Here is a 24,938-nt window from a genome sequence, read left to right as displayed (position 1 = left end):
CGCACCTTCACTCCCATCGCAAGGATGCCCATGACTTCCGCACCCTGCCGCGACCGTCTGTCGTGGCTTCGATCACCCTGGACCCTGGCGGTCCTCGTGGTCGGCTTCCTCTTCCTTGAGGGCCTACTGAGCCAGGTCCTCGCCCACGGCGTCGCCGAAGGCGACAAGGGCTATATCCAGGAGACCTCGGGTTTCCTGTTCTGGCCCTTCGTCTACCTGGGGGCCAAGCACATGGTCACCGGCTACGACCACCTGCTCTTCCTGTTCGGCGTCATCTTCTTCCTCTACCGGATGAAGGACATCGGCATCTATGTGACGCTGTTCGCCATCGGCCACTCATCGACCTTGCTGCTGGGCGTCCTGACGAACATCAGCGTCTCCAGCTATCTGGTCGACGCCATCATCGGCCTGTCGGTCGTCTACAAGGCCCTGGACAACATGGGGGCCTACCGGAGGTGGTTCGGCTTCCAGCCCTCCACCAAGGCGGCCACGATGATCTTCGGCCTGTTCCACGGCTTTGGTCTCGCCACCAAGCTGCAGGACTTCCAGCTTTCCTCCGAGGGACTGATCGGCAACCTGATCGCCTTCAACATCGGCGTCGAGCTGGGCCAACTGCTCGCCCTGGGCGGCATCCTCATCCTGATGGGATTCTGGCGCCGCACGGACGGCTTCTGGAAGCACGCCTACCTCACCAACGTCGTGCTGATGACGCTCGGCTTCATTCTGACGGGCTATCAGCTCGTCGGCTTCTTCGTCATGTGACCGGAGACACCCTCATGTACAACGCAAACCGCCCATCCAAAGCCGACCTGCCGTCCACGGGCCACCTGTTGAAGTCGACCGGCGTCGCCGCCGTCACAGCCTCGGCGCTCCTGATCACGGTCGTTCTGCCCGCCGAATACGGCGTCGATCCCACCCGCATCGGCTCGGTGTTCGGCCTGACCGAAATGGGCCGCATCAAGCAGCAACTCGCCAAGGAAGCCGAAGCGGACGCTGCGGCCGACGCAGCCGCCGTGGATGCTGCCCCCGCAGCCTCGGCCGCCGCTTCCGCGCCCGCCATCGCACAGGCGCAGACGTCCGGGCCGAACGCCGCTCCCCCTGCGGCTCCGACGGTCGTCGCGCCCGGCGCCGTGCGCACCGACGAAACGATCCTGACGCTGCAACCCGACCAGGGCGCCGAGATCAAACTGGTCATGGAGGAAGGCGCCACCGCGCGGTTTACCTGGACGAGCAGCGGCGGGAAGATCAATTTCGACACCCATGCTGACCGGCCCGGTGTTTCCTATCATGCCTATGGCAAGGGTTCGTCCCCTCGTGAAGAAGGTGTCCTGACAGCAGCTTTCACCGGCAGCCACGGCTGGTTCTGGCGCAACCGCACCGGCCAGCCCGTGACCATCACCCTCAAGACCGAGGGCGCCTATACGGAGATCAAGCGGGTCGTGTAGGCCTAGTCCCTCTTCGCCGCCACCCGATCAGGCGGCGGCGAAGCCAGGCCTGAACGTGCAGGTTAACAAGGACCTCACGCGGAAGCGTCCCAGATCGCCTGCCTAGGCCTTCGGTTGGTCGGCGACAGTCATCGCACTTAACTCGTGACCTGATCGCGCCTCAGCGCGCGCAGCAAGCAGCTCTTTGGCGGGAGCGCCAGTTCAGGCCGTGCGCGAGGATCAATACAGCGCCTCCTGTCACAGTGATGACGGTTCCCCACAAAGGGCTCGGAACCTCGGCGGCTCCCAGAAACAGGAAGCCCGCGCCAGCCATCGCCAGTGCCCTCACCGTCCGCGTACAGTCATGCCTGACCTGACGAAACAAGGTCCAACCTGACAGGCCCGTGGCGGCGAAGGCCAACCCCCAATGCAGCGCTTCCGTTTCCACCCAGGCTCCAGAGAGCGAAAGCGCGCCAACGGCGATCGTCGCCGCCAGACAATGAAGGAAGCAGACCAGAGACAGAAGCATGGCCAGGATGTCGCCAGCCCTTCCGTCGCCCGATCTGCCCTTTGCGCCTTGGCTTGCAGCGGCCTGAATCATCCGTCGCACTTAGATTTGATAGGCCATGCCGAGACGCAGGTTACGACCCGGCAGCGGCGCTATGTCCTTGCGGGACGAAGCCATGAGGCGGAAAGCGGCGCGCATGAAAACCTCGGACAGAAAGACTCCATAAAATGTTATAAGATAACATCACATTCGGTCAAGCGGCCGTCCAATTTCCAGGCGCATCGCCTCACCGCCGCTTCGGCCACCGGCGGTGATTGTCATCAATCATTACAGGGTGGGCGTGCGCTACGCCTGCCGCATCGGGGCGCATTCCCTCGTCCAGGTGCGCGTGATCCGGCTCCATATCGAGGTGATCGTGCAGCAGGTTCAGCGGATCATGCGCAGGCCAGAGGACGAGCGCCAGCAAGGCGCCGAGACCGCAAAGTCCCGCCAGAACGACGAAGGCCGCCTGAGGATTGGCTTCGGCCGACACCAGCCCCGCGACCGGATAGGCGATCAACCAACAGACGTGCGACAGGGCGAACTGGGCGGCGAACAGGGCCGGTCGCTCGACCGCCGTCGATGATCGACGCAGGGCGCGACCCGCAGGGGTGATGGTCAGGGAGTAGCCAAAGCCCATGACGATCCACAGACCGATCAGCATCGGATAGCTGTGGGCGAACAGGGCCCCTGCGATCAGCACCGCCGTCATCAGGACTGCGCCCGACACCATGGCGCTGCGGTCCGTCACCCGCTCCAACGTCTTCGGCAGAAACACGGCCGCCGTCATCGACCCGCCGCCGAACGCCGCCAGGGCCCAGGCAGTCGCCTGCTGCGACAGGCCGAAGTTCGACTGCACCAGGACCACGGTGTTGACGAAGACCATGGCGCCGCCCGCCGCCGTCGCCAGGCTGATCGCCAGCAAGCCGCGCAGGCGCGGCGTCAGGGCGAACAGCTTCACGCCCCCGGTCAGACGACGCAGGAACGGCAGGCTCTGCGACGCCGACAACTTGGGCAGGACCGCCGTTACGACGAAGCCCGCCGACAGGATGAAGCCCAGCGCCGTCCCGACGAAGAGGTTGTGATAGCTGATGACGGCCAACAGCACCGCCGCCAGCACGGGGCTGGCGACGCTTTCCAGATCGGCCGCCAGCCGGGACAGGGACAGGGCCTTGGTGTACTCGCCCTCATCCTCCAGCAGGTCGGGGATCATGGCCTGAAAAGCCGGGGTGAAGGCCGCCGAGGCGACATAGAGGACGGTCATCAGCCCGTAGACCTGCCAAGCCTCGGAGACGAAGGGCAGCGAGGCCGCGACGCCGGCCCGCATCACGTCCAGCGAAACCAGCAGGGTCTTGCGCGGCAGTCTCGACGCCAGGGCGCTGGAGAAGGGCGCCGCGCCGACATAGGCGATCATCTTGATCGCCAAGGCCACGCCGAGGATTTCACCGGCGCTGGCGCCTGCCAGATCATGCGCCAGCAGCCCCAGGGCCACGGTCGCCATGCCGGTCCCCAGCAAGGCCGCCACCTGGGCGATGAACAGGCGGCGATAGGCGGCGTTCCTCAGGGGCGAGAACATCACGGACCTTCCAATGCGGGCGTTTTCGCCATTTGACCTATCCCTACCAGGGGGATAGGTCAAACTCATGGCACACATCTCTCATGCTTCGCATCCGGAAGTCATCAAGCGCCTCAAGCGCGCCGAGGGCCATCTGCGGTCCGTCGTCCAGATGATGGAGGACGGCCGGGCCTGCCTCGACCTCGCCCAGCAGCTTCAGGCCATCGAGAAGGCGGTCGCAGCGGCCAAGAGGACCCTGATCCATGACCATGTGGATCATTGCCTGGCGCAGGCTGCGGCGGGCGCGCCTGAACAGTCGCGGGCCGCCTTGGCCGAATTTCGCGACATCACCAAGTATCTGTGAAGGATCGGCATGTTTTCACCCTCCCCCAGCCGTCGCAGCATTCTGTCTGGCGGGCTGGTGCTTTGTGGCGTCGTCGTCGGATCCGGAGCGATGGCCCAGACGCGACGAAACATCACGGTCTACAAGACGCCCTGGTGCGGTTGCTGCGGCCTTTGGGTCGGTCATCTGCGCCAGGCCGGCTGGACGGCCCGTGTCATCGATGTCGAGGACCTCGCCCCCGTCCGGGCGCGCCACGGGGTGCCGGACAGGCTCGCCTCCTGCCATACCGGCGTCGTCGGCCGCTACGCCATCGAGGGTCATGTGCCGGCCGCCGATATCGATCGGCTGATCAGGGAGGCGCCCGCTGGGCGCGCCCTGGTGGTTCCCGGCATGCCCGCCGGCTCGCCTGGGATGGAATCCGCCGGACGTGAGCCCTACGTCTCCCTGCTGTTGCTCGCCGATGGTCGGACCCGGGTGTACGGCCGTCATAACGGGGGGTGACTTTCGGCGGGTGTGGCCGGGCGACCGGCACTCGGCGCACACCCGGCCGAAACCGTTCAGGCGGCGGGGAGCAGTTCGGTCTCAACCTCCGCGCCCCGGACGAGCATCAGATCGACAGGGCAGCGGTCCGCCATCTCCAGCAACCGGGCGCGCTGCGTCTCGTCCAGCGCGCCTTCAAGGGTGATGGCGCGTTTGAAGACGTCGGCCGGCGTCTGGTCCCGCCGTTTCGAGTGCACGACGCGAACGGCGGCCCGTTTCAGCGGCCATCCCTTCCGGGCGGCGTACATACGCATGGTCATCACACTGCAGGCGCCCAGACCCGCCGAAACGAGTTCGAACGGCGATGGACCACTGCCCAGGCCGCCCAGGCTCACCGGTTCGTCGGCGAGGAAGGCATGAGGCCCGGCGCGAACCCGGGTCTGATAGGCGCCGCCGCCCGTCTCCTCGACGAGGACGCCAGCCAAGTCGCCCTCGTCTCCCGTCAGGTCGGGCTCGAGCGCCGGAAGGTAGCGCGACGCCCAGCAGGCGATGACGCCGGCGACATAGTCGGCGTCCGTCTGGCGGGTGAGCAGGTGATCGGCGTCGTCCAGGGAAATGAAGCTCTTGGGATGTCTGGCCGCCACGAATATGGCGGAAGCGTTGTCGATGCTGACGACCTCGTCCAGCGGCGCATGCATCACCAGCAGCGCGCGTTTCAGACGGCTGACGGCATCCAGAGGCGAGTGGGTCCTGACGTCGTCGACGAAGCTCTGGCCGATCCGGTACGGTCGACCGCCGAGCGTCACCTCGGCCTCCCCTTCGCTTTCGATCCGCTTCAGATCCTCTTCTGACACATGGGTCAGTACATGGGCCGCGTCGGCGGGCGCCCCTATGGTGGCGATGGCCCGCACCTGGGGCAGATGTTCGGCGGCGGCCAGCACCGCCAGGCCGCCCAGGCTGTGACCGACCAGAAGATTCGGCGTCATGCCGGCCGCTTCCATGGCTCCGCTGGCCGCGATCAGATCCTGCACGTCGGCGGCGAAGCTCGCGTCAGCGACCTGGCCGTCCCGATCACCCGCCCCGGCGAAGTTGAAACGCAGGACGCCTACCCCGCTTCGCGCCAGCGCCCGAGACAGCCGCACCGCGGCCAGACCGTCCTGACCACAGCTGAAGCAATGCGCGACGATGGCCCAGCCTCGCAGCGTCGCCTGCGGCCGCTCGATCACGCCGACGATCCTGCGCCCGTCCCCCAGTCCGAACTCGAACTCCTTGTCTCCGCTCATTCGCATGTTCTCCATTCATGGGTCCAATCGGCGCGGGCCGCTCGGGATGATGCGGCCCAGCCTACAGTGTTCCGCCGCGGCAGGGTCAAGCGACGCGTCGTCGGGCTTCACATCAGGCGGCCGCCTCGGTCTCTGTCGGCCGTCCCGGAGGGTCAGCCAGACGCCGCCGGCGCAGACCAGCAGCAACAGCAGGCTGAATGCGCCCGGCGCGGCTTCCCAGCCGAGCCCCCACTCCCCCATGCGGACGAGGAACGGCACCGCCAGCATCAGCGAGGCTGTGAAGAGCGCCCCCTTCCGCAGGATGAGCCTGTGCAGGATGAGGAAGACCGGCGCCGTCAGCCCCGCGCCCAGACCTGCGATGGCGGCCCAGTCTGAAGGCGCGACGCCGACGAGCGGGACGAAGAGAACGACCGTCACGGCCAGCATGGCGGCGCCGGCCCCGGTAATGGCCGGCAAGGCCGAGAAGGCGGACAGGTCCGCCATGCGCGCGCGGAAGACGTAGCCATAGAGGGCGTAGGACGCTGTTCCGCCGAACACGAGCAGGGCGCCGCCGATGAGGTGCAGCCCCTCCGCCCCGGCATGACCCTCGCTTGCGGGCATGTCTGAGATCGCATAGGCCAGCGCGCCGCCCAGGGCGAGACAGGCTCCCAGCACCTTGTTGCGGGTGACCCGTTCCCCAAAGGCGACGGCGCCGATCACGAATGTGAGGCTCGGCAGAAGCGAGATGATCAGACCGGTGCGGGAGGGGCCGATGAACGCCGCGCCGAGCATGGTTCCGGCATAGTAGAGGAAGAAGCCCAGCAGTCCGAGCAGAGCGACTGTTCCGCCGCGTCGCGCCGCAATCCGCGCCTCGGAACGGCTCCGAGCGGAAAACAGCACGATCGCGGCAAAGACGATGAAGCTGGCCCCTGTGCGGCCGGCGGCCACCAGCAGCGGCGACACGCCCGAAACGAGGTAGCCGACGAGCAGCCAGCTCGCCGACAGAAGCAGAACGAGCGTGACCGAGAGGATCGGCGTCGTCAGCGCGGTGCGCGAGGCGGCGACCAGGCGAGTCCCGTTCCACATCCTGCTTCCCTTCATCGCCTCCTCCAATCGCCGACGAGCAAGGCTCCCCAGCCCGCCGGCGGCGTCCGGCAAGCCCGTGACGGATCAGAGGAAGACGCAGGTGATCCGGACATCGCACGCAGCGCGCCAGGCCCGGACGGCGCCGGCACGGTCAGGCCGGTCGAGCATCCGGTCCCGTCAGTCGGCCTCGTTCTCAAAGGCGCTCAGGCGACAGAAACAGGCTGCGGCGATCTTGATGTCGGCCGAAGCCACGGCGATGTCGCGCTGGAGGACGATCTCCCGGGCCTCGTCGTGCCGGCCGAGTTTCGTCAGACACTCGTAGAGGCCGTGCAGGCTCCAGACGTTGTTCGGTCGGATCCGCCGCCTGCCCAGCTTGCGCTCCAGCCCGAGGTCGATCCTGTGCTGTTCGGCAGCTTCGGCGTGCCGCCCCTGCTCGGTCAGCAGGGCGCAATAGGCGTGGCGGACGGGCTGCAGCCAGGCCGGAGGGTCGCTGTAGGGCAGCGTGTCCTCGAGGGCGATCGCCTCGCGCAACAGCGAGAACGCCTCCTCGATATTTCCCTTCCTGTATTCCAGTTCCCCGTCGAGCATCTTGCGCGCAATAGCGAGCGCCTGGAGCTCCGGCACGGGAATGGAGTTGAAACGGCTGTCCGGCACCGCGGCGACGGCGTCGATGAATTTCTCCCGTTCCGCCTCGGCTTCCGGCACGCGCCGCAGGGCCGCGAAAGCGATGCCGCGGGCATAGTGGATCATCGCCGTGGTCGAACAATAAAGTTCGCGGTCCGTCGGAAATTCCAAATCGAGGATGTCCTGCCAGCGCCCGAAGCGAATGAGAACATGCGGAAGCGTGGTGCCGTGCGCCTCGAGCAAATCCGCCATCGGCGGACTCTGGATGCCGAGCAGTTGCGGCGTCAGGACTTCCTTCAGCCGGTTCGCCATGAACAATGCCTCACGCGAACGGCCCGCCATCATCGCGCCATAGGCGCCGACCATCAGGTTGTGGACGCGATAGACGTTGTACCAGGCGCCGACTTCGGTCTCGTGACCGAAATAGCGTTCATCCGCCTCGACCGCATCGAGGTTGGAATCGATCACCCGGCGCCAGTCGCCGCAGGCGTTGTCGATGTGGGTGGACATATGCGCCAGATGGGCGCCGTCCCGCGACAGGCGACGCAGACGGTCGGCGGCCGGAAGCGCGATCTCGGGCCACGGCGACATCTCCATCAGGTGGATATAGAGATGGTTCAGGACCGGATGCCGGTCGCCCCCGGGACGCGGCAGGGCGTCCTCGATCACCGCCCGGGCCTCCAGCGTGCCCGGTCCGATCGGTTCTCCCGTATCGAGATCCCACAGAGCCCGCGGACTGAGACAGATCAAGGCGTCCCCGAACAGCGCCGCCGCGTCGATGTCGTCAGAGAACTGCTGATAAAAGACCCGCATGGCGTCCGCGTAGGCGCGGTTCAGGCGATCGAATTCCTCCGGGTCGCGGGTCGCCTGTTCGGGAAAGCGTGGTCCAAGCGCCGCGATCAGGGCCTTTTCGAAGGCGGTGCCGTTGCGGGCGACCGCTTCGCGAGCGCGTTCAAGCGCGCCACGGCCGATCGTCACGGCCTTCTGCATGTCCTCGGCGTCGAAAAGCCGCCAAGCCTTGTTGTAGTTCGGGCCCGTGCCGAAGGCGACGCCCCAGTGCGCCATGGCGCAGTCGGGATCGTAGTCGAGCGCCTTTTCGAAGCAGCGGACCGCTTCCTCGGGATTGAAGCAGTAGGCCCAGGCCAGCCCCCGATCAAACCAGAGTTGCGCCTGTGGCGAGGTGGTCGTCACATCGCGACGGAAGTCGCCAAGGTCGTAATAGTCGTCTTTCATCATCCATGCTCCGCTGGCCAGGGCCGATCTGGGAACCCGACCGCCAAGGCTATAAGTTAATACCTGAATACATATTCATATATCATGTTTCAAGCGCAGATCGCGGGATTCCGGCCGTGTCGATCCATGCGATCCGCCTAGAGCGGCACGGCGGTGGTGTATTTCACCTGGCTGAGCGCGAAGTGGGAGGCGGCGGTCGCCACATTCGGATGGTTCAGCAGATCGCACATCAGGAAGCGTTCGTAACCGGCGACGTCTGCGGCCACGATCCGCAGAAGGTAGTCCCATTCCCCGGACATGGAATGGGCCTCCATGACGTCCGGCCGGGTGGCGAGGTAGGCCTCGAAGGCGGTCCTGTCTGCCGGGGCGTGCGACCGCATCCTGACCTGGCACATCACGTTCACGCCCCGGCCGACCCTTTCGGCATCGACCAGTCGCACGGCTCCCTTCAGAATTCCCGCCTCTTCCAGCGCCCGGATCCGGCGCCAGCACGACGCCGGAGACGATCCGGCGAGCTCCGCCAGGGCCACATGGCTCAGGCCGGCGTCGCCCTGCAAGGCGCGCAACAGCCGACGATCGACATCATCCAGCACTCTTTCTTTCATGAACTCGTCCATTCTGGAATTGGATTTCATATCACGCTCAAATTCGAGCCGCTTTGAAAGGCGATCCTCGCCTATCCGGTCTACAATGACCACGATGGCGCAGCCTCCTCGCGAGCTCTGGCCTCACCTCCCTCGCGCGCGCCTGCGCCATCTGTCACAGGCGCGCCGTCAAAGAATGCCGGAGACACCCCCATGAGCATCACCCCCGAGAACCCCATTGGTCTGGACGGCTTCGAATTCGTGGAATTCACCAGCCCCGATCCCGAGGCGATGACCACCTTGATCGAACGCCTCGGCTTCGTCGCCACACACCGTCACCCGACGAAGGCGGTGGTTCGCTACAAGCAGGGGCGCACCAATCTGCTCGTCAACAGCGAAGCGACCGGACAGGCGGCTGCGTTCCGGGCGCTGCACGGGCCTTCAGCCAGCGGTATGGCCTTCCGCGTGGCCAACGCTCGCCAGGCCTATGATCTGGCCCTGTCGCGCGGTGCGCGCGCCGCCGACGCCGCCGCCGGCGCGCTCGGCGCTGACGCCATGGTGCTGGAAGGCATCGGCGGCTCCTACCTCTATCTCGTCGACCACCACGGCGCAGCCGGGTCGCTGTACGACGATTGGACCGAGATCGACGGATGGCGCGAGGCCGAGGCCGCAAACAGCGTCGGCCTCGATATCCTGGATCACCTCACCCACAACGTCCGTCGGGGCCAGATGCGGACCTGGTCCGGCTTCTACAACCAGATTTTCGGCTTCGAGGAGCAGAAGTATTTCAACATCAAGGGCCAGGCCACCAGCCTCATCTCCCAGGCGATGATCGCGCCGGACAAGGCCATCCGCATTCCGCTGAACGAGAGCGAGGACGACCAGTCCCAGATCGAGGAGTTTATCCGTGAATACAACGGCGAGGGCATCCAGCACCTGGCCATGACCACGGATAACATCTACGAAACCGTCGAAGCCCTGCGCGCCCGTGGCGTACGATTGCAGGACACGATCGAGACCTATTACGAACTGGTCGACAAGCGGGTGCCCGGCCACGGCGAGGATCTGGAGCGGCTGAAGGCGAACCGCATCCTCATCGACGGAAACGTCGGCGAGGAAGGCATTCTGCTGCAGATATTCACCGAGAATCTGTTCGGACCCATCTTCTTCGAAATCATCCAGCGCAAGGGCAACGAAGGGTTCGGCAACGGCAACTTCCAGGCCCTGTTCGAATCGATCGAGCTCGACCAGATCCGGCGCGGGGTGATCAAGGTCGACGCCTGACCCGGCGCGGGGGTCGGATGCATATCATCCGACCCCCGTCATCGCTCAGACGCGCGACTTCAGTTGACCGACCCCGCCGGCCGACCGGACACCGGTCGGCGGCGCTTCCGAGGTTTCTTCCAGATCCATTAGGATCGGACAGTCGGGGCGATTATCGCCCGCGCAACAGGCGATCAGCGTCTGCAGGGTTTCCGACATCTGCCTGAGGCTGGCGATTCGCGCATTGAGCACCGCGATATGCGCGCTGGCGATGCGTTTTACATCAGCACTTTGACGCGACCGGTCGTTCCACAGACTCAGCAGGTCCTGAATCTCAGCGACGGAAAAACCGAGGTCGCGGGCGCGCCGGATGAACCGGAACCGGTGCACGTCCGCGTCCGAATAGTCGCGATAGCCCGACTCCTTTCTGTCCGCCACCGGGATCAGTCCGGTCTGCTCATAGTAGCGGATCATCTTGGCGGATACGCCGGAAGCCTTAGCTGCCTGACCGATATTCATACTGATCTCTCCTATTCACCCAAGCCGTCCCGCGCCATCGCCCTCGCCGCCCTGCGGCGACCGGAAGCCACGCAGCCGCAGGGCGTTGCCAAGCACGAACACGCTGGACATGGCCATGGCGCCCGCCGCGAACACGGGCGACAGCAAGACACCCCACACAGGATACAGCACGCCGGCGGCGACAGGGATGAGCGCGGCGTTATAGACGAAGGCCCAGAACAGGTTCTGGCGGATGTTGCCGATGGTGGCCCGCGACAGGGCGATGGCCGTGGCCACGCCCTTCAGGCTGCCCGACATCAACACCACATCGGCCGCCTCGATGGCGATATCCGTGCCGTTGCCGACCGCCAGGCCCACATCCGATTCCGCCAGCGCGGGGGCGTCATTGATGCCGTCGCCGACGAAGGCGACCCGGCCATGCTCGCCCTTGAGACGGCGGACCGCCTCGACCTTGCCGTCCGGCAACACCTCGGCCACGACTTCGTCGATGCCCAATTGGCGGGCGATGGCGGCGGCGGTGCGGCGGTTGTCGCCGGTGATCATCGCCACCTTCAGGCCCAGTCCGTGCAGGGCGGCGATGGCTGCCGGAGTGCTGGCCTTGATCGGATCGGCCACCGCGATGATCGCCGCCAGACGTCCGCCGATGGCGGCGTAGAGCGGCGTCTTGCCCTCATCGCCCATGCGGCCAGCGGCGGCGGCGAAGACGCCCACGTCCAGTCCCAGTTCGCCCATGTAGCGATCCGAACCGATCTGCACGGCCTCGCCGTCCACCGTCGCGGTCACGCCACGTCCCGTAACGGACTCAAAGGCCGAAACCAGCGGCAGCGTCAGACCCTCGGCCTCGGCGGCCTCGACAATGGCGCGGGCGATGGGGTGTTCGGACTTGGCCTCGACCGCAGCCACCAGAGCCAGAACGCGGGCGCGCTCCATGCCGGGTTCAATCTGCAGGTCCGTCAGGGCGGGACGACCTTCCGTCAGGGTGCCGGTCTTGTCGACGGCCACGACCTTGGCGTCCTTGAGCAGTTGCAGCGCCTCGCCCTTGCGGAACAGCACGCCCAGTTCGGCGCCGCGACCGGTGCCGACCATGATGGAGGTCGGCGTCGCCAGACCCATGGCGCACGGGCAGGCGATGATCAGCACAGCCACCGCATTGACCAGGGCGAAGGTGAGCGCAGGCGACGGACCGAACACCAGCCAGACCAGGAAGGTCAGGGCGGCAACAGCCATGACCGCCGGAACGAACCACATCGTCACCTTGTCGACCAGCGCCTGGATCGGCAGCTTGGAGCCCTGGGCCTGTTCGACCATGCGAATGATCTGGGACAGCATGGTGCCGTCGCCGACCGCCGTGGCGCGGAACACCAGGGCGCCCTTCTGATTGACAGTGCCGCCCACCAGAGCTGCGCCCGAAGTCTTGGCCACAGGGACCGGCTCGCCGGTGATCATGGATTCATCGACATAGCTTTCGCCCTCGACGACTTCGCCGTCGACCGGAACGCGCTCGCCGGGACGGACCTCGACCAGATCGCCAGCCGCCACCTCGGTGATGGCGATTTCGACCATCATGCCGTCGCGGCGCACGCGCGCGGTCTTGGCCTGAAGCCCGACCAGACGCTTGATGGCCTCGGAAGTGCGGCCCTTGGCCTGGGCCTCAAGGAAGCGCCCCAGCAGGACCAGGGTGACGATGACGGCGGCCGCCTCGTAATAGACATTGACCGTTCCCGCCGGCAGTAGCGCCGGAGCGAAGGTCGCCACCAGGGAATAGGCATAGGCCGCCAGGGTGCCGACAGACACCAGCGAGTTCATGTCCGGCGCCAGACGCCCCAGGGCGGGCAGACCCTTCTTGTAGAAACGCGCGCCCGGCACGGCCAGCACCAGCGTGGTCAGGGCAAACTGCAGATACCAACTGGCCTGCATGCCGATGGTCCCTGCGATCATCGCATGGACGCCCGGAATGAGGTGCGACCCCATCTCCAGCAGGAAGACCGGAAGGCTCAGAGCGGCGGCGATGATCAGATCACGCTTCAGGGCGGCGCGTTCGGCGTCCTTGCGCTCGGCCGCTTCTTCGCCCGCATCCGCAGCGTCGCTCAGCGGACGCGCCGTATAGCCCGCGCCAGCCACGGCGGCGATCAGGGCCGACACGTCCGCCGCCCCCTGGATCGTGGCCCGTTCTGTGGCCAGGTTCACGCTGGCGCTCACCACGCCCGGCGTCGCCTTCAGCGCCTTTTCGACCCGCCCGACGCAGGACGCGCAGGTCATGCCCTCAATCGCCAGTTCGACGCTGGCGGCCGGAACGGTGTAACCGGCCGATTCCACAGCCTTGACGAGGTCTGCCATCTGGATCGGTCCGCTCGCCTGGATGTCGGCCCGCTCCGTGGCGAGGTTGACGCTGACCGCGGCCACGCCCGGCGCCTTGCTGATGGCGCGTTCGACGCGGCCGACGCAGGACGCGCAGGTCATGCCTTCGATCGGCAGACTCAACGGGGAGCCGACGGTTTTCGTCGGCGCATAGGGGGCGTTCATCGCGCGATCCTCACACGGGTGACTAGAGTTCGCAGGGATGATGGGGCTTCCCATTGTTGGAATGTCAACTCCCCAAAAAAAGTCGCGACCATCCTTGACCTTCCAACGATGGCAAGGGGCATTTCATCTCTCACCAACCGATGCGAAAGGACTTTTCCCATGCAGTTCCACGTCGAAAACATGACCTGCGGCTCGTGCGTGAAGCACATCACCCAGGCCATCGCCACGGTGGATCCGAACGCCCGTCTCGAGGCCGATACGGTGTCGCGCACCATCTCGGTGACCACCACCGCCGACGCCGACGCCATCCAGCAGGCGCTGGCGGACGACGGATACACCGCCCGGCCCCTCTGAGCTCTTCCGACATGCAAGCGAAGGCTCTCACCGTCATCTTCATCGCCGGCGTCGCCCTGGCCGCCAGCGGTCTCGCCTATGCCCAGTCCCAGATCGTCAAAGGAGATTCGGAACACGCCATGACCCAGAACAGCCACGCCAATCACCCCGCCCCCGTCCCTTCCGGCAATCCTGCCGTGCGCGCCTATCAGGAAGCCAACGACCGGATGCACGCCGACATGACCATCGATTTCACCGGCGACGCCGACGTCGATTTCATGAAGGGAATGATTCCACACCATCAGGGGGCCATCGACATGGCCCGCGTCGCGCTGGAACATGGACGGGATCCGGAGGTTCGCCGGCTCGCCGAGTCCGTCATCACCGCCCAAGAGGCGGAGATCGCCATGATGCAGTCCTGGCTCGATACCCGGAACCGGTAAAGGCCGCCCCTTCGCCGCCGTTCCCTCCCCCGATGTGGGGGTGGAGTTGGCGTCATCGGACAGAAACCTTCGAGAACGCCATGGCAGGCGCACCAGTCCCTGGTGCGCCTGAACCCTTTTCCGAACAGCGCCCAATCGCCGCCGTCGTCTTCAGGCGTCCTCATCCTCATTGATGTGGTGAAGCATGTCGATCAGCACATGACTGACATGATGATCGGCCACCTCGTAGAAAACCTGCCGCGAGGAACGTTCTCCCCGGACCAAGCGCGCCCCGCGCAGAAGCCTGAGATGGTGGCTGACGAGGGTCTGGGACAGGTCCAGGCTGTCGGCGATCTGCTTGACAGGCTTCGGGCCATTCAGACAGAACATGAGGATTCTCAGACGGGTCGGATCGCCCAGCAGACGAAAGGTCTCTGCAAGAGCCGACAGTTGGCGCGTATCCAGCGCTGGCACCTTTTCGTCGCTGGCCCGTTCCGACATGGCGTACGCTCCCCCGCATCATTAAACATATGGCGATGTCTTCACCTGTTCATGTATCGTGAGACAGGGCGTCGCTCCAATCAAGTGCGACCGCCTGTCTGCGTCTGTTCGGTCCAGCCGCCGCCCAGCGCCTTGTAGAGGGTCGTCAGATTGCTCAGCCGGGCCAGACGGGCGCGCAGCAGCGCCTGTTCCGATCCATAAAGGGTGCGCTGGGCGTCCAGAACCGACAGCGAACTGTCCTCGCCTTCCTGATGCCGCCTCTGCGCCAGATCATAGGCGCGAGGCCGACGCCGAACAGACTGACTGGAAACGTGACCCAGGCGGGATCGGCGGCCAGGTGCTGCCCCACCAGACCGCCTAAGGACATCACGATCGGCGGGCTGGCGCCGCCCAATGCTTGGGCGGCGGTGAGGACGGCCATGTTTCGGCGGGCGATCGACTGATCAGTCATGAAGACCTTCGGGAGGGAGGCCGGGCGGGAACAAATCGGTGCTTTGCACGATACCTAGCCAGGGTATGGTAGACACATGCAGGCCAGAGACGTCAAATCAATCCGCTCCGCCCTGAACCGGATTTCCGGTCAGGTTCGCGGCGTCAGCCAGATGGTGGAGGACGGCCGTTACTGCATCGATATCCTTTATCAGGTCCATGCCGCCCGCGCGGCCCTGGCCCGTGTCGAAACCCAGATTCTCAAATCGCACGCCGCGTCCTGTGTCGAGGACGCGATTGCGTCAGGCGACGCCGCTCAGCAGCGCGAAAAATTCACCGAACTGGCGGAGTTGTTCGCCAAAGCGAAACTCTAGAACCCGGAGGGAACCATGGCCTCACCCGCCAAACGCGCCGAAATTTACCGAATGGTCATGCCGGGCCACACCTGCCCCTATGGCCTGAAGGCGCTGCACCTGCTCAAGAGCCAGGGCTATGCGGTGCAGGATCACCACCTCGCCTCGCGTGAGGAAACCGACGCCTTCAAGGCCGAACACGGCGTCCAGACCACGCCCCAGACCTTCATCGACGGCCAGCGGATCGGCGGCTACGACGACCTGCGGCGCTTCTTCGGCAAGCGAGTGCGCGACAAGGACGAAGTCACCTATACGCCCGTCATCGCCCTGTTCGCCATGGCCGTGCTGATGGCCCTCGCGGCGGGCTGGGCCGCCTATGGCGAACTGATGTCGGTGCGTGTCGTCGAATGGTTCATCGCCATCGCCATGTGTCTTCTGGCCCTGCAGAAGCTCAAGGACGTGGACGCCTTCGCCACCATGTTCCTGAACTATGATCTGCTGGCCAAGCGCTGGGTTCCCTATGGGACGATCTATCCCTTCGCCGAAGCACTGGCGGGTGTGCTGATGCTGGCCGGGGCGCTGATGTGGGTTTCGATCCCGGTCGCCCTGTTCATCGGCGGCGTGGGCGCCGCATCGGTGTTCAAGGCGGTCTATATCGACAAGCGTGAACTGAAATGCGCCTGCGTCGGCGGCGACAGCAAGGTGCCGCTGGGTTTCGTCTCGCTGTCGGAAAACCTGATGATGGTCGGCATGGCGATCTGGATGCTCGTCAAGCCGATGACCATGGGGCACTGAGCGGAAGCTCATCCACGAGCCTCCGCACATAGCCTGTCCGGCGCCGGTCGCCCGGCGCCGGATCACCTGCCTCAGTGGGCGTGCGCCCTGCGCGCCCCCGCTGCGGACTTTGGCTCGTGATCGTGACCGGCGTGGTCATGATCTCCATGATCATGGCCCGAATGGTCGTGATCCGAATGGTCATGACCAGAGTGATCGTGGCCAGAGCGATCGTGGGCATCATGGTCATTGACCGGCGGCGACGACAGGCTGCACACCACGGACCCATCGTTCCAGTCCACGGCGACGGTGGGATGCTCAATACTGAACCTGGACTTCAACTCCCGCTCAACAGCGATCGCCACGGCCCGCGCCTGAGCGTCGGATTCCGGACGCACATGCAGGGTCGCCAGGGTGCGGCCTGACGTGATCTGCCAGACGTGGACGTGGCTGACCTCGGCCAGACCCGGCACCTTGGCCTTCAGGTGAGCCGTCACCGCATCAGGCGCGGCGTTGTCAGGCGCGCCTTCCAGCAGGATGTGCAGCGACTTGCCCAGCAGCTTCCAGGCGCTGCGCAGGATCAGCAGCGAAACCAGCACCGACAGGATCGGGTCGATCGGCGTCCAGCCCGTCAGGGAGATGATGATCGCGGCGGCGACAGCACCGACCGAGCCAAGCAGATCGCCCATCACATGCAGGGCCGCGCCCTTGATGTTGACGTGTTCGGTGTCGCCGCGGGTCAGGATCCAGAACACCAGGATGTTGACCAGCAGGCCCGCCACGGCCACCCAGAACATCGGGCCGGCCAGAACGGCATGCGGTTCCTTGAAGCGGTTCCACGCCTCAAACAGGATCCAGCCGACGATGGCGAACAACGTCACCGCATTGACGAAACCGGCGACGACCTCGAAGCGCATATAACCGAAGGTGCGCTTGGAATCGGCCATGCGGCGTCCGAAGCGGAACGCCAGATAGGCCAGCGCCAGCGCGATGGCGTCGGTCAGCATGTGGCCGGCATCCGCCAGCAGAGCCAGCGAGCCGGACGCCAGACCGCCGATCACCTCGACGATCATGAAGGTGAAGATCAGGCTGAAGGAAAGCAGGACCTTGCGTTCATTGTCGCGCGTCACGGTCGGCGCGTGAGAATGGTCGTGGTCGTGTGAGTGGTCGTGATGAGAATGAGACATGGAGCAGCGCCCGCTGAAAACAGATAACATATGAATACGTATTCATATGTTATCTGTCAACGCCATTCGCACATGCCGCGTCTGATCGTAGCGCGCCTGCGAGACGCCCGGCTTCAGGTCAGGTCGACGGGATCGAAACTCTTGACCAGATCGTCCACCGCCTTGATCTGCTCCAGCACCGCGCCCAACCGGTCCAGCGGCAGGGCGCTGGGGCCGTCGCAGAGCGCCCGGTCCGGGTCGGGGTGCGCCTCCAGAAACAGACCCGCCAGTCCCAGGGCCAGCCCCGAGCGGGCCAGTTCCAGCACCTGTTCACGCCGCCCGCCCGACTGGGCGGCGCCGGGGGCGCGCGTCTGCAGGGCGTGGGTGGCGTCAAAGACGATCGGCGCCCCGCCAGTGACCGCCTTCATCACGCCGAAACCCAGCATGTCCACGACGAGATTGTCATAGCCGAAAGAACTGCCGCGCTCGCACAGGATGACATCCGGGGCGCCGAAATCGTCGAATTTCTCGACCACATGGGCGATTTGCTGCGGGCTCATGAACTGGGGCTTCTTGACGTTGATCGCGCGTCCGGTGCGCGCCAGCGCCTCGATCAGATCGGTCTGGCGCGCCAGAAAAGCCGGAAGCTGAAGGATGTCGCAGACCTCCGCGACCGCCGCAGCCTGCTCCGGCCAATGCACGTCGGTCAGAACGGGAACCGCGAATTCGCTGCGAACCTCCTGAAGAATGCGCAGCCCGGCTTCAAGACCCGGACCGCGATAGGATCGGTTCGAGGACCGGTTGGCCTTGTCGAAAGAGCCCTTGAACACAAAAGGCACGCCCAGTCGCTGCGTCTGCGCCTTCATCGCCTCGGCCACGGTCATGGCCAGATCGCGGCTTTCCAGCACATTGACCCCGCCGATCAACACCATCGCCCGACTGTTGTTGAAGGCGACCTCCCCGATCGTGACTGTCTTCATGGTCATCTCCTGACGGAATTGATCGGCCCCAGGGGACGGACTGTCAGTCAGCGCCCCTTGGAACCAGTTCGCTGTCGGCCGAACACGGCCCGAAAAACAGGCTCAGATCGGCGCGGGTCGCCGCAAGGCGCCGGGGGCGTCAACCTGAACGGTGACGTGATCAATGGCGTGATGGGTTTTCAGCCAGTTCGCCACAAGGGCCGGCAGGGTGATCGGATCGATCCCCGGCGCAGGCGTGACATGGATGGTGGCCACCACGGTTTCGTCGGTCAGGGTCCAGGCATGGAAATGGCCCGCTTCCTCGATCTCGGGCAGGGTCGCCAGATCCGTCTCGGCCTTGCGCGCGTCCAGTCCGCGCGGCACCGCCTGCAACAGAACCCGCAGCGATTCCTTCACCAGCGACCAGGCCGAGCGCACGACCAGCAGCGCCACCAGAACCGACAGCAGCGGATCAAGCAGCGTCCAGCCCGTCAGCATGATGCCGATCGCCGCCGCGATCGCCCCGACCGAGCCCAACAGGTCGCCGACCACGTGCAGCAGGGCGCCGCGCAGATTGCTGTCGCCCTTGCGGCCGCGCGACAGGATCCAGGCCCCGACCAGATTCACCACCAGACCGATGGTCGCGACAATCAACATCGGCCCGGCCATGACCTCGACCGGCTGGTTGATGCGGTTGACGGCCTCCCAGGTGATCCAGGCCACCAGCAGCAGCAGCGATGCGCCATTGGCCAGCGCCGCCAGCACCCGCACGCGGTGATAGCCATAGGTCCGCACGCCATCGACGGGACGGCGCGCCACCCGATAGGCGATCAGCGCCAGCAGCAGGGCGGCGGCGTCCGACACCATGTGGCCGGAGTCCGCGATCAGGGCCAAAGAGCCGGACATCCACCCGCCGATGGCCTGAATGGCGGCGTAACCGGCGGTGAAGATCAGGACGAAGCGGATGCGCCGCTCGTTATCCGCCGTCACCACCTCGCCGTGGTCGTGCCCGTCGCCCTCATCATGCTTCGCCGACGCCATGTCCATCTCCGATCCTTCTGGATGCAGGCCTTCCCGCATCGACAATCCTTTCGGCCCCATGCGTCAAGGCCGCCCTCATCCGCAACGACCGTCAGGTCTCAACCCCGGCGGAGCACGACCATCTTCTCCTGCGTCATATCCCGCAGGGTGTAACCGATCCCGCCGGTCCCGTACCCGGAGGTCCGACGCCCGGCGAAGGGCATCCAGTCGGTCCGGAAGGTGGTCGGATCGTTGACCATGACCGCCGAGGCGTCCAGCCGGTCCGCCGCCCTGAGCGCGACACCGATGTCGCGAGCGAAGACACTGGCCTGGAAGGCCGTCGGCAGAGCGTTGGCGCGCGAGATCGCCTCGTCTAGATCCTGGTAGCGGTAGAGAGCCAGCACGGGCCCGAACACCTCCTCGCGCGAAATCCGGGCCTCGGCGGGCGGATCGAGCAGCACCGCTGGCTCCAGGGTTGTCGGCGACAGGCGCCCTCCCCCGATGGCCAGACGGGCGCCGCCCGCGACCGCCTCTTCGATCCAGGCCGCCACCCGATCAGCCTCACGCCCCCGGATCAGCGGGCCGACCTCGGTGTCCTCCCGCGTCGGATCGCCCGTGCGCAGAGCCGCCACGCGGGCGACCAGTCGCTCCGCGACGGCCTCGAAGACCACGTCATGCACATAGAGCCGCTGGGTCGACACACAGACCTGCCCGGCATGATAGAAGGCGCCTTTCACGACAGGCTCGATCAGGGCGTCAAGATCCGCGCTACGATCGACGATGGCCGGCGCCGCGCCGCCGTGTTCCAGCGCGGAACGCACGCCGGGCGCCAGGCGTGAATGCAGATACCATCCCACGCGGGCCGAGCCGATGAAGCTGAGAAAGGCGATGCGCGGATCCGTGGCGAGCCTTTCGGCAAGCGCGGTGTCCGCGGTGATCAGGGTCTGGCACCAGGCTTCCGGCAGGCCCGCCTCCCGGACGAGGGCGACGAGATCCAGGCAGGACAGGGGCGTAGCCTCGGCCGGCTTCACAATGACCGGACAACCGGCGGCGATTGCGGGCACGATCTGGTGCACGATCAGGTTCAGGGGATGGTTGAAGGCCGAGATCGCGGCCACCACCCCGATCGGCTCCCGAGTCGTGAAGGCCCAGCGGTCGTCCGATGCGGGCGACAGGCCCATGGGGATCTCGCGTCCGGAGAAGGTCCTGAGCTCGTCGGCGGCGTTCCGGACCCCGTCGATGGCGCGAACGGCCTCGATCCGGGCGTCGGCCAGCGGCTTTCCGCCCTCGCGCGCGATTTGCATCGCGAAATGCTCCCGTCGCGCCTCCATCAGTTGGGCCAGTCGCCGAAGGACGGCCACCCGCTCATGCGGTTTCAGCCACCGGTCACGGTGCGTGAAGAGATCGCGGGCGGTCTGCAACTTTCGCTCCAGCGCCGCCGCGTCGTCAGTCTCAATCCCGGCGATGAGGGCCTGGTCGTAGGGTTGTACGATCTGCAGCATAATATTCTCCGGCACGCTCAGGACAGGTCGATCGCCGACGCCCGGGTCTTCAGCTCATCGACCAGCACCCGGGTGTTCTCGGAGTAGTCGATGGCGCAGTCCACCAGGTGAACGCCGCCGCCGGCGAACGCGGCCTCCAGCACAGGGCCAAGATCCGCCGCCGACGTCACGCGGGAGCCCTTGGCGCCGTAGGCCTCGGCGTAGCGCACGAAGTCCGGATTGCCGAAGGTCATGCCGAAATCCGGAAAATCGTCGACCGCCTGCTTCCAGCGGATCATGCCATAGGCCCCGTCGTTGAGGACCAGGACGACGAGATCGAGGCCCAGACGGACGGCCGTCTCCATCTCCTGGGAGTTCATCATGAACCCGCCGTCGCCGCACACCGCCATGACCCGCCGGTCGGGATGCAGCATCGCCGCCATCATCGCCGACGGCAGACCCGCCCCCATGGTCGCCAGTGCATTGTCGAGCAGGAGGGTGTTGGCCACATGGGTCCGGTAGTTCCGGGCGAACCAGATCTTGTACATGCCGTTGTCCAGACAGACGATCCCGTCGTCCGGCATGACGGCGCGGACATCGCGCACCAGGCGCTGTGGCGTGACCGGGAAGCGATCCTCGTCCGCCCGGTCTGCAATGCGCGCCAAGATGCTCTGGCGCAGTTCCAGCATCCGTGTCTGGGGCGCCAGTCGCCCCGACAGGCGCCGGGCCAGCCCCGAGGCCGTCGCCCCGATATCGCCGATCACCTCGGCATCCGGATGATAGACCTGCTCCACCGTCGCCGACTGGACCCCGACATGCAGCACCTTCGGCCCCCCGGCGTCGCGCATCAGGAACGGCGGCTTCTCGACCGTATCATGGCCGATGGCGATGATCAGGTCAGCCAGTCCGATCGCCTCATGCACATAGTCGCCTTCGGACAGGGCCGCCGTGCCCATGTAGAGGTTCGAGCCGCCATCCACGGCGCCCTTGCCCATCTGGGTGTTGAAGAAGGGCAGGCCCGTCGCGCGAACAAAGGCGGACAGCGGTTCGACCAGTCGCGGACGATTGCCCCCGGCGCCGATCATGACCAAAGGGCGCTGCGCCGCCAGGATCATCCCGGCTGCCCGATCAAGGGCGGCCTCGGTGGCGACAGGCCGTTCCAGGGCGTGAATGGGAATGGGCGCGACATCCGCCGTCTCGGACGCCACGTCCTCGGGCAGTTCAAGATGCACCGGACCCGGGCGCTCCTCCATGGCCACGCGGAAAGCGTCGCGCACCACGGTCGGGATGCTGGCGGCGCTCAGAATCTGCCGGGTCATCTTGGTCAGGGGGCGCATGGAGGCGATGACGTCCACGATCTGGAAGCGCGCCTGTTTGGCCGTCATGATCGCCTTCTGGCCGGTGATCAGGATCATCGGCATGGCCCCCAGATGGGCATAGGCGGCGCCGGTCGAAAAGTTCAGGGCGCCGGGACCAAGCGTCGCCAGACACACCCCCGGCTTGCCGGTCAGGCGGCCATAGGTGGCGGCCATGAAGGCTGCGGCCTGCTCATGCCGGGTCAGGACCAGTTCAATCTTTGAATTGCGCAGGGATTCCACAAGATCGAGGTTTTCCTCGCCCGGCACGCCGAAGATGCGTTCAACGCCCTCGTTTTCGAGCGCGCTGACCAGAATGTCGGAACCCTTGGGCATCGAAGCCTCCCTTCAGTGAGCGGACGGACCGATTCCGGCGCCGCGCCCGGGAACGCCTCGGCTGACCAGCCCTTCGCAGGCAGGATGGGCCTTTCAACAGTGGCAAGGTCAAGCCCGGAATTATCATTCCGGCGGAGGCTTGACATTGCCACTGTTGGAAGCCGGACCGTGGTTTTCCTGCAAACCCAAGGAGATCGCCATGATCCATCTCAGCATTCCGAAAATGGCCTGCGGAGGCTGCGCCAGCGGCGTCACGAAGGCCATCCTGGCCCTGGACCCCGACGCCCGGGTCGACACCTCCACCGAGCGACGCGAGGTCACGGTCGACACCGTTTCGAACCAAGCCCAGGTCCAGTCCGCGCTCGCCGAAGCCGGCTACCCCTCGACACCTGTCGCCTGAGCCGTATCGGGCAGGGATCTCCTCCGCGCATGAAGAGATCCCGCCTCCCGGGCGGCGACGCTCGCCCCCTGTCCGATCCGGTCGCGGGATCGTCACAAGGTTTGGCCAGGATCGCCAGCCAGAGGAGTTCGAAATGACCGAAACCGTCGCCGACCTTATCGCCGAAACCCTCGCCGACGCAGGCGTGACCCGCATATGGGGGGTGACCGGCGACAGCCTGAACGGACTGAACGACAGTCTGCGCCGCATGGGCCGGATCGACTGGATGTCGGTGCGCCATGAGGAAACAGCCGCCTTCGCAGCGGGGGCTGAAGCGGCGATCACCGGGGAACTGGCCGTCTGCGCCGGCAGTTGCGGCCCTGGCAACCTGCACCTGATCAACGGTCTGTTCGACTGCAAGCGCAACCATGTGCCGGTGCTCGCCATCGCCGCCCACATTCCCTCCTCCGAGATCGGCCTGAATTATTTTCAGGAAACCCATCCCCAGGAGCTGTTCCGGGAGTGCGCGGATTTCGTCGAGCTGATTTCCAATCCGGCCCAGCTTCCCGAAATGCTTCACCGCGCCCTGAACGTTGCGATCGGACAGAAGGGCGTCGCCGTCCTCGTGTTGCCGGGTGATGTGGCGCTGGCCCCGTCGCCGGTATCCGCAACGCCCCGCTATACGGCGCCCCGCCCGCCCCGGATTCTCCCTCCCGAGGACGAGATGGATCGCTTCGCCGCCCTGCTGGATCAGAGCCAGGCCGTCACCATTCTCGCGGGCAGCGGGTGCGCCGGTCATCATGACGCCCTGATCGAGCTGGCCGAGCGGCTGAAGGCTCCGATCGTCCACGCCCTGCGCGGCAAGGAGCATGTCGAATGGGACAATCCCTTCGACCTGGGCATGACAGGTCTGATCGGCTTCTCGTCCGGCTATCACGCACTGATGTCCAGCGACACCGTCCTGATGCTCGGCTCCGACTTCCCGTATCGCGCCTTCTATCCGAAGGAGGCGCGAATACTTCAGGTTGATCGCGATCCGGGCGCCCTGGGCCGGCGCGCCCCCCTCACACTGGGTCTGGTCGGCGACGTCGGCGAGACCCTGACGGCGCTCCTGCCCCGGTTGAAGGCGAGACCTGACCGCGACTTCCTCGACCGGGCCCTAAAGCACTACGCCTCAGCGCGTCAGGCGCTCGACGACCTTGCGACCCCGTCCGTCCGGGGACGCCCCATCCATCCCCAGTATCTGACCCGCCGCATCGACGAGATCGCGGCCAAGGACGCCATCTTCACCGCCGATGTCGGCACCCCGACCGTCTGGGCGGCGCGCTATCTGACGATGAACGGGCGGCGGCGGCTGCTCGGCTCGTTCAACCACGGCTCCATGGCCAACGCCATGCTGCAGGGGATCGGCGCCCAGGCCGCCGCGCCCGACCGCCAGGTCGTTTCCCTGTCCGGAGACGGCGGCTTCACCATGATGATGGGCGACTTCATCACACTGTCGCAGCTCGACCTGCCGGTGAAGGTGGTGGTCTATAACAACGGCTCTCTGGGCTTTGTGGCCATGGAGATGAAGGCGGGCGGCTATCTGGACACCGGCACCGACCTGAAAAACCCCGATTTCGCCGCCATGGCCCGCGCCATGGGGGTCAAGGGCATCCGGGTCGAGGCGTCCGACGATGTCGATGCGGCGCTCATGGAAGCCTTCGCCCACCCCGGCCCGGCGCTGGTCGACGTGGTGACGGCCAAGCAGGAACTGGTGATGCCGCCGAAGATCCAGCTTGAACAGGCCAAGGGCTTCAGCCTCTATATGCTGCGGGCGATCATCAACGGACGTGGCGACGAAGTGGTCGAACTGGCCCGCACGAACCTGCGTCGCTAGCTCCGCCGCCGACGGCTTTGAACAGCCCCCTGCGCCGATCTTGCCGCCGCCTTTTCCGGCGTTAAGGTGAAACGCGGCGTCGGTCAGACAACCGAGTCTCAAGGGGGA

The 24,938-nt window shown here is 65.8% G+C and carries 26 protein-coding genes; 11 read left to right on the top strand and 15 right to left on the bottom strand.

Annotated elements, in window-relative coordinates:
* The first annotated feature begins 30 nt into the window (after positions 1-30).
* Positions 31-762: a HupE/UreJ family protein gene (locus ACR9FL_RS07585; RefSeq protein WP_191558759.1), complete on the top strand. Its 732-nt coding sequence runs from the start codon at positions 31-33 to the stop codon at positions 760-762.
* Between the two features lie 14 nt (positions 763-776).
* Positions 777-1,445 carry a transmembrane anchor protein gene (locus tag ACR9FL_RS07580; RefSeq protein ID WP_184273162.1) on the top strand — a complete coding sequence of 223 codons (669 nt, stop codon included), beginning with the start codon at positions 777-779 and terminating at the stop codon, positions 1,443-1,445.
* Between the two features lie 160 nt (positions 1,446-1,605).
* Here ACR9FL_RS07580 and ACR9FL_RS07575 read toward each other — a convergent pair whose 3' ends face one another.
* Entirely contained in the window at positions 1,606-2,025 is a 420-nt protein-coding gene (locus ACR9FL_RS07575; protein WP_312165596.1) for a MerC domain-containing protein, read from the bottom strand.
* A gap of 193 nt (positions 2,026-2,218) precedes the next feature.
* Positions 2,219-3,547 (bottom strand): MFS transporter, encoded by a 1,329-nt coding sequence (locus tag ACR9FL_RS07570; protein ID WP_312165599.1) that lies wholly within the window; start codon positions 3,545-3,547, stop codon positions 2,219-2,221.
* A gap of 67 nt (positions 3,548-3,614) precedes the next feature.
* Between ACR9FL_RS07570 and ACR9FL_RS07565 the strand changes: the two genes are divergently transcribed.
* Positions 3,615-3,890, top strand: a complete 276-nt coding sequence (locus ACR9FL_RS07565; protein ID WP_184273152.1) for a metal-sensing transcriptional repressor — start codon at positions 3,615-3,617, stop codon at positions 3,888-3,890.
* Positions 3,891-3,980: 90 nt separating this feature from the next.
* Entirely contained in the window at positions 3,981-4,370 is a 390-nt protein-coding gene (locus ACR9FL_RS07560; protein WP_221415962.1) for a DUF411 domain-containing protein, read from the top strand.
* 56 nt (positions 4,371-4,426) lie between these two features.
* On the opposite strand, the gene ACR9FL_RS07555 is transcribed toward ACR9FL_RS07560, so the two are convergent.
* The 4 genes from ACR9FL_RS07555 to ACR9FL_RS07540 all read right to left on the bottom strand — a co-directional run bounded on the left by ACR9FL_RS07555 (position 4,427) and on the right by ACR9FL_RS07540 (position 9,252).
* Positions 4,427-5,632, bottom strand: coding sequence for a bifunctional alpha/beta hydrolase/OsmC family protein (locus ACR9FL_RS07555; RefSeq protein ID WP_248118006.1), 1,206 nt, complete (start codon positions 5,630-5,632; stop codon positions 4,427-4,429).
* A 15-nt stretch (positions 5,633-5,647) separates the two neighbouring features.
* Positions 5,648-6,769, bottom strand: a complete 1,122-nt coding sequence (locus ACR9FL_RS07550; protein ID WP_248118008.1) for a DMT family transporter — start codon at positions 6,767-6,769, stop codon at positions 5,648-5,650.
* 105 nt (positions 6,770-6,874) lie between these two features.
* On the bottom strand, positions 6,875-8,554 hold the full coding sequence (locus tag ACR9FL_RS07545) for a tetratricopeptide repeat protein (protein ID WP_313424574.1): 1,680 nt from the start codon (positions 8,552-8,554) through the stop codon (positions 6,875-6,877).
* 137 nt (positions 8,555-8,691) lie between these two features.
* On the bottom strand, positions 8,692-9,252 hold the full coding sequence (locus ACR9FL_RS07540; protein ID WP_221415961.1) for an Lrp/AsnC family transcriptional regulator: 561 nt from the start codon (positions 9,250-9,252) through the stop codon (positions 8,692-8,694).
* Positions 9,253-9,351: 99 nt separating this feature from the next.
* On the opposite strand from ACR9FL_RS07540, the gene hppD reads away from it, so the two are divergent.
* Complete coding sequence (hppD, locus tag ACR9FL_RS07535) at positions 9,352-10,422, top strand: 4-hydroxyphenylpyruvate dioxygenase (RefSeq protein WP_436357894.1); 1,071 nt, start codon at positions 9,352-9,354, stop codon at positions 10,420-10,422.
* Between the two features lie 45 nt (positions 10,423-10,467).
* On the opposite strand, the gene cueR is transcribed toward hppD, so the two are convergent.
* Positions 10,468-10,920 carry a Cu(I)-responsive transcriptional regulator gene (gene cueR, locus ACR9FL_RS07530; protein ID WP_184273134.1) on the bottom strand — a complete coding sequence of 151 codons (453 nt, stop codon included), beginning with the start codon at positions 10,918-10,920 and terminating at the stop codon, positions 10,468-10,470.
* Positions 10,921-10,935: 15 nt separating this feature from the next.
* Positions 10,936-13,443, bottom strand: coding sequence for a heavy metal translocating P-type ATPase (locus ACR9FL_RS07525; protein ID WP_224762239.1), 2,508 nt, complete (start codon positions 13,441-13,443; stop codon positions 10,936-10,938).
* 159 nt (positions 13,444-13,602) lie between these two features.
* On the opposite strand from ACR9FL_RS07525, the gene ACR9FL_RS07520 reads away from it, so the two are divergent.
* Positions 13,603-13,797 (top strand): heavy-metal-associated domain-containing protein, encoded by a 195-nt coding sequence (locus ACR9FL_RS07520; RefSeq protein WP_184273131.1) that lies wholly within the window; start codon positions 13,603-13,605, stop codon positions 13,795-13,797.
* An 11-nt stretch (positions 13,798-13,808) separates the two neighbouring features.
* Entirely contained in the window at positions 13,809-14,219 is a 411-nt protein-coding gene (copM, locus tag ACR9FL_RS07515; protein WP_184273126.1) for a CopM family metallochaperone, read from the top strand.
* A 150-nt stretch (positions 14,220-14,369) separates the two neighbouring features.
* On the opposite strand, the gene ACR9FL_RS07510 is transcribed toward copM, so the two are convergent.
* Together ACR9FL_RS07510 and ACR9FL_RS07505 are read right to left on the bottom strand one after the other, a co-directional pair.
* Positions 14,370-14,699, bottom strand: coding sequence for an ArsR/SmtB family transcription factor (locus ACR9FL_RS07510; RefSeq protein ID WP_184273123.1), 330 nt, complete (start codon positions 14,697-14,699; stop codon positions 14,370-14,372).
* A gap of 80 nt (positions 14,700-14,779) precedes the next feature.
* Complete coding sequence (locus ACR9FL_RS07505; protein ID WP_312165678.1) at positions 14,780-14,968, bottom strand: TolC family protein; 189 nt, start codon at positions 14,966-14,968, stop codon at positions 14,780-14,782.
* Between the two features lie 258 nt (positions 14,969-15,226).
* Between ACR9FL_RS07505 and ACR9FL_RS07500 the strand changes: the two genes are divergently transcribed.
* Both ACR9FL_RS07500 and ACR9FL_RS07495 read left to right on the top strand, forming a co-directional pair.
* Positions 15,227-15,502, top strand: coding sequence for a metal-sensitive transcriptional regulator (locus tag ACR9FL_RS07500; protein ID WP_248118018.1), 276 nt, complete (start codon positions 15,227-15,229; stop codon positions 15,500-15,502).
* 15 nt (positions 15,503-15,517) lie between these two features.
* A complete protein-coding gene (locus ACR9FL_RS07495; RefSeq protein WP_312165675.1) occupies positions 15,518-16,276 on the top strand; it encodes a glutaredoxin family protein in 759 nt (252 codons plus the stop codon).
* A gap of 71 nt (positions 16,277-16,347) precedes the next feature.
* Here ACR9FL_RS07495 and ACR9FL_RS07490 read toward each other — a convergent pair whose 3' ends face one another.
* From ACR9FL_RS07490 to ACR9FL_RS07470, 5 genes are all read right to left on the bottom strand, one after another.
* Entirely contained in the window at positions 16,348-17,442 is a 1,095-nt protein-coding gene (locus tag ACR9FL_RS07490; protein WP_312165673.1) for a cation diffusion facilitator family transporter, read from the bottom strand.
* Positions 17,443-17,555: 113 nt separating this feature from the next.
* A complete protein-coding gene (gene kdsA / locus ACR9FL_RS07485) occupies positions 17,556-18,401 on the bottom strand; it encodes a 3-deoxy-8-phosphooctulonate synthase (protein WP_312165671.1) in 846 nt (281 codons plus the stop codon).
* Between the two features lie 102 nt (positions 18,402-18,503).
* Positions 18,504-19,421 (bottom strand): cation diffusion facilitator family transporter, encoded by a 918-nt coding sequence (locus ACR9FL_RS07480; RefSeq protein ID WP_184273095.1) that lies wholly within the window; start codon positions 19,419-19,421, stop codon positions 18,504-18,506.
* A gap of 98 nt (positions 19,422-19,519) precedes the next feature.
* Entirely contained in the window at positions 19,520-20,902 is a 1,383-nt protein-coding gene (locus tag ACR9FL_RS07475; RefSeq protein WP_184273092.1) for an aldehyde dehydrogenase family protein, read from the bottom strand.
* Positions 20,903-20,919: 17 nt separating this feature from the next.
* Complete coding sequence (locus tag ACR9FL_RS07470; protein WP_184273089.1) at positions 20,920-22,572, bottom strand: acetolactate synthase large subunit; 1,653 nt, start codon at positions 22,570-22,572, stop codon at positions 20,920-20,922.
* A gap of 199 nt (positions 22,573-22,771) precedes the next feature.
* Between ACR9FL_RS07470 and ACR9FL_RS07465 the strand changes: the two genes are divergently transcribed.
* Together ACR9FL_RS07465 and poxB are read left to right on the top strand one after the other, a co-directional pair.
* A complete protein-coding gene (locus tag ACR9FL_RS07465; protein ID WP_184273086.1) occupies positions 22,772-22,972 on the top strand; it encodes a heavy-metal-associated domain-containing protein in 201 nt (66 codons plus the stop codon).
* Positions 22,973-23,105: 133 nt separating this feature from the next.
* Positions 23,106-24,830, top strand: a complete 1,725-nt coding sequence (gene poxB / locus ACR9FL_RS07460) for a ubiquinone-dependent pyruvate dehydrogenase (RefSeq protein WP_436357893.1) — start codon at positions 23,106-23,108, stop codon at positions 24,828-24,830.
* The last annotated feature ends 108 nt before the right edge of the window (positions 24,831-24,938 follow it).

The organism is Brevundimonas sp. CEF1, assembly GCF_051353055.1.
GTDB lineage: Bacteria > Pseudomonadota > Alphaproteobacteria > Caulobacterales > Caulobacteraceae > Brevundimonas.
The sequence above is the reverse complement of the archived record's forward strand: the minus strand, read 5'-3'. Positions and strand labels throughout refer to the sequence as shown.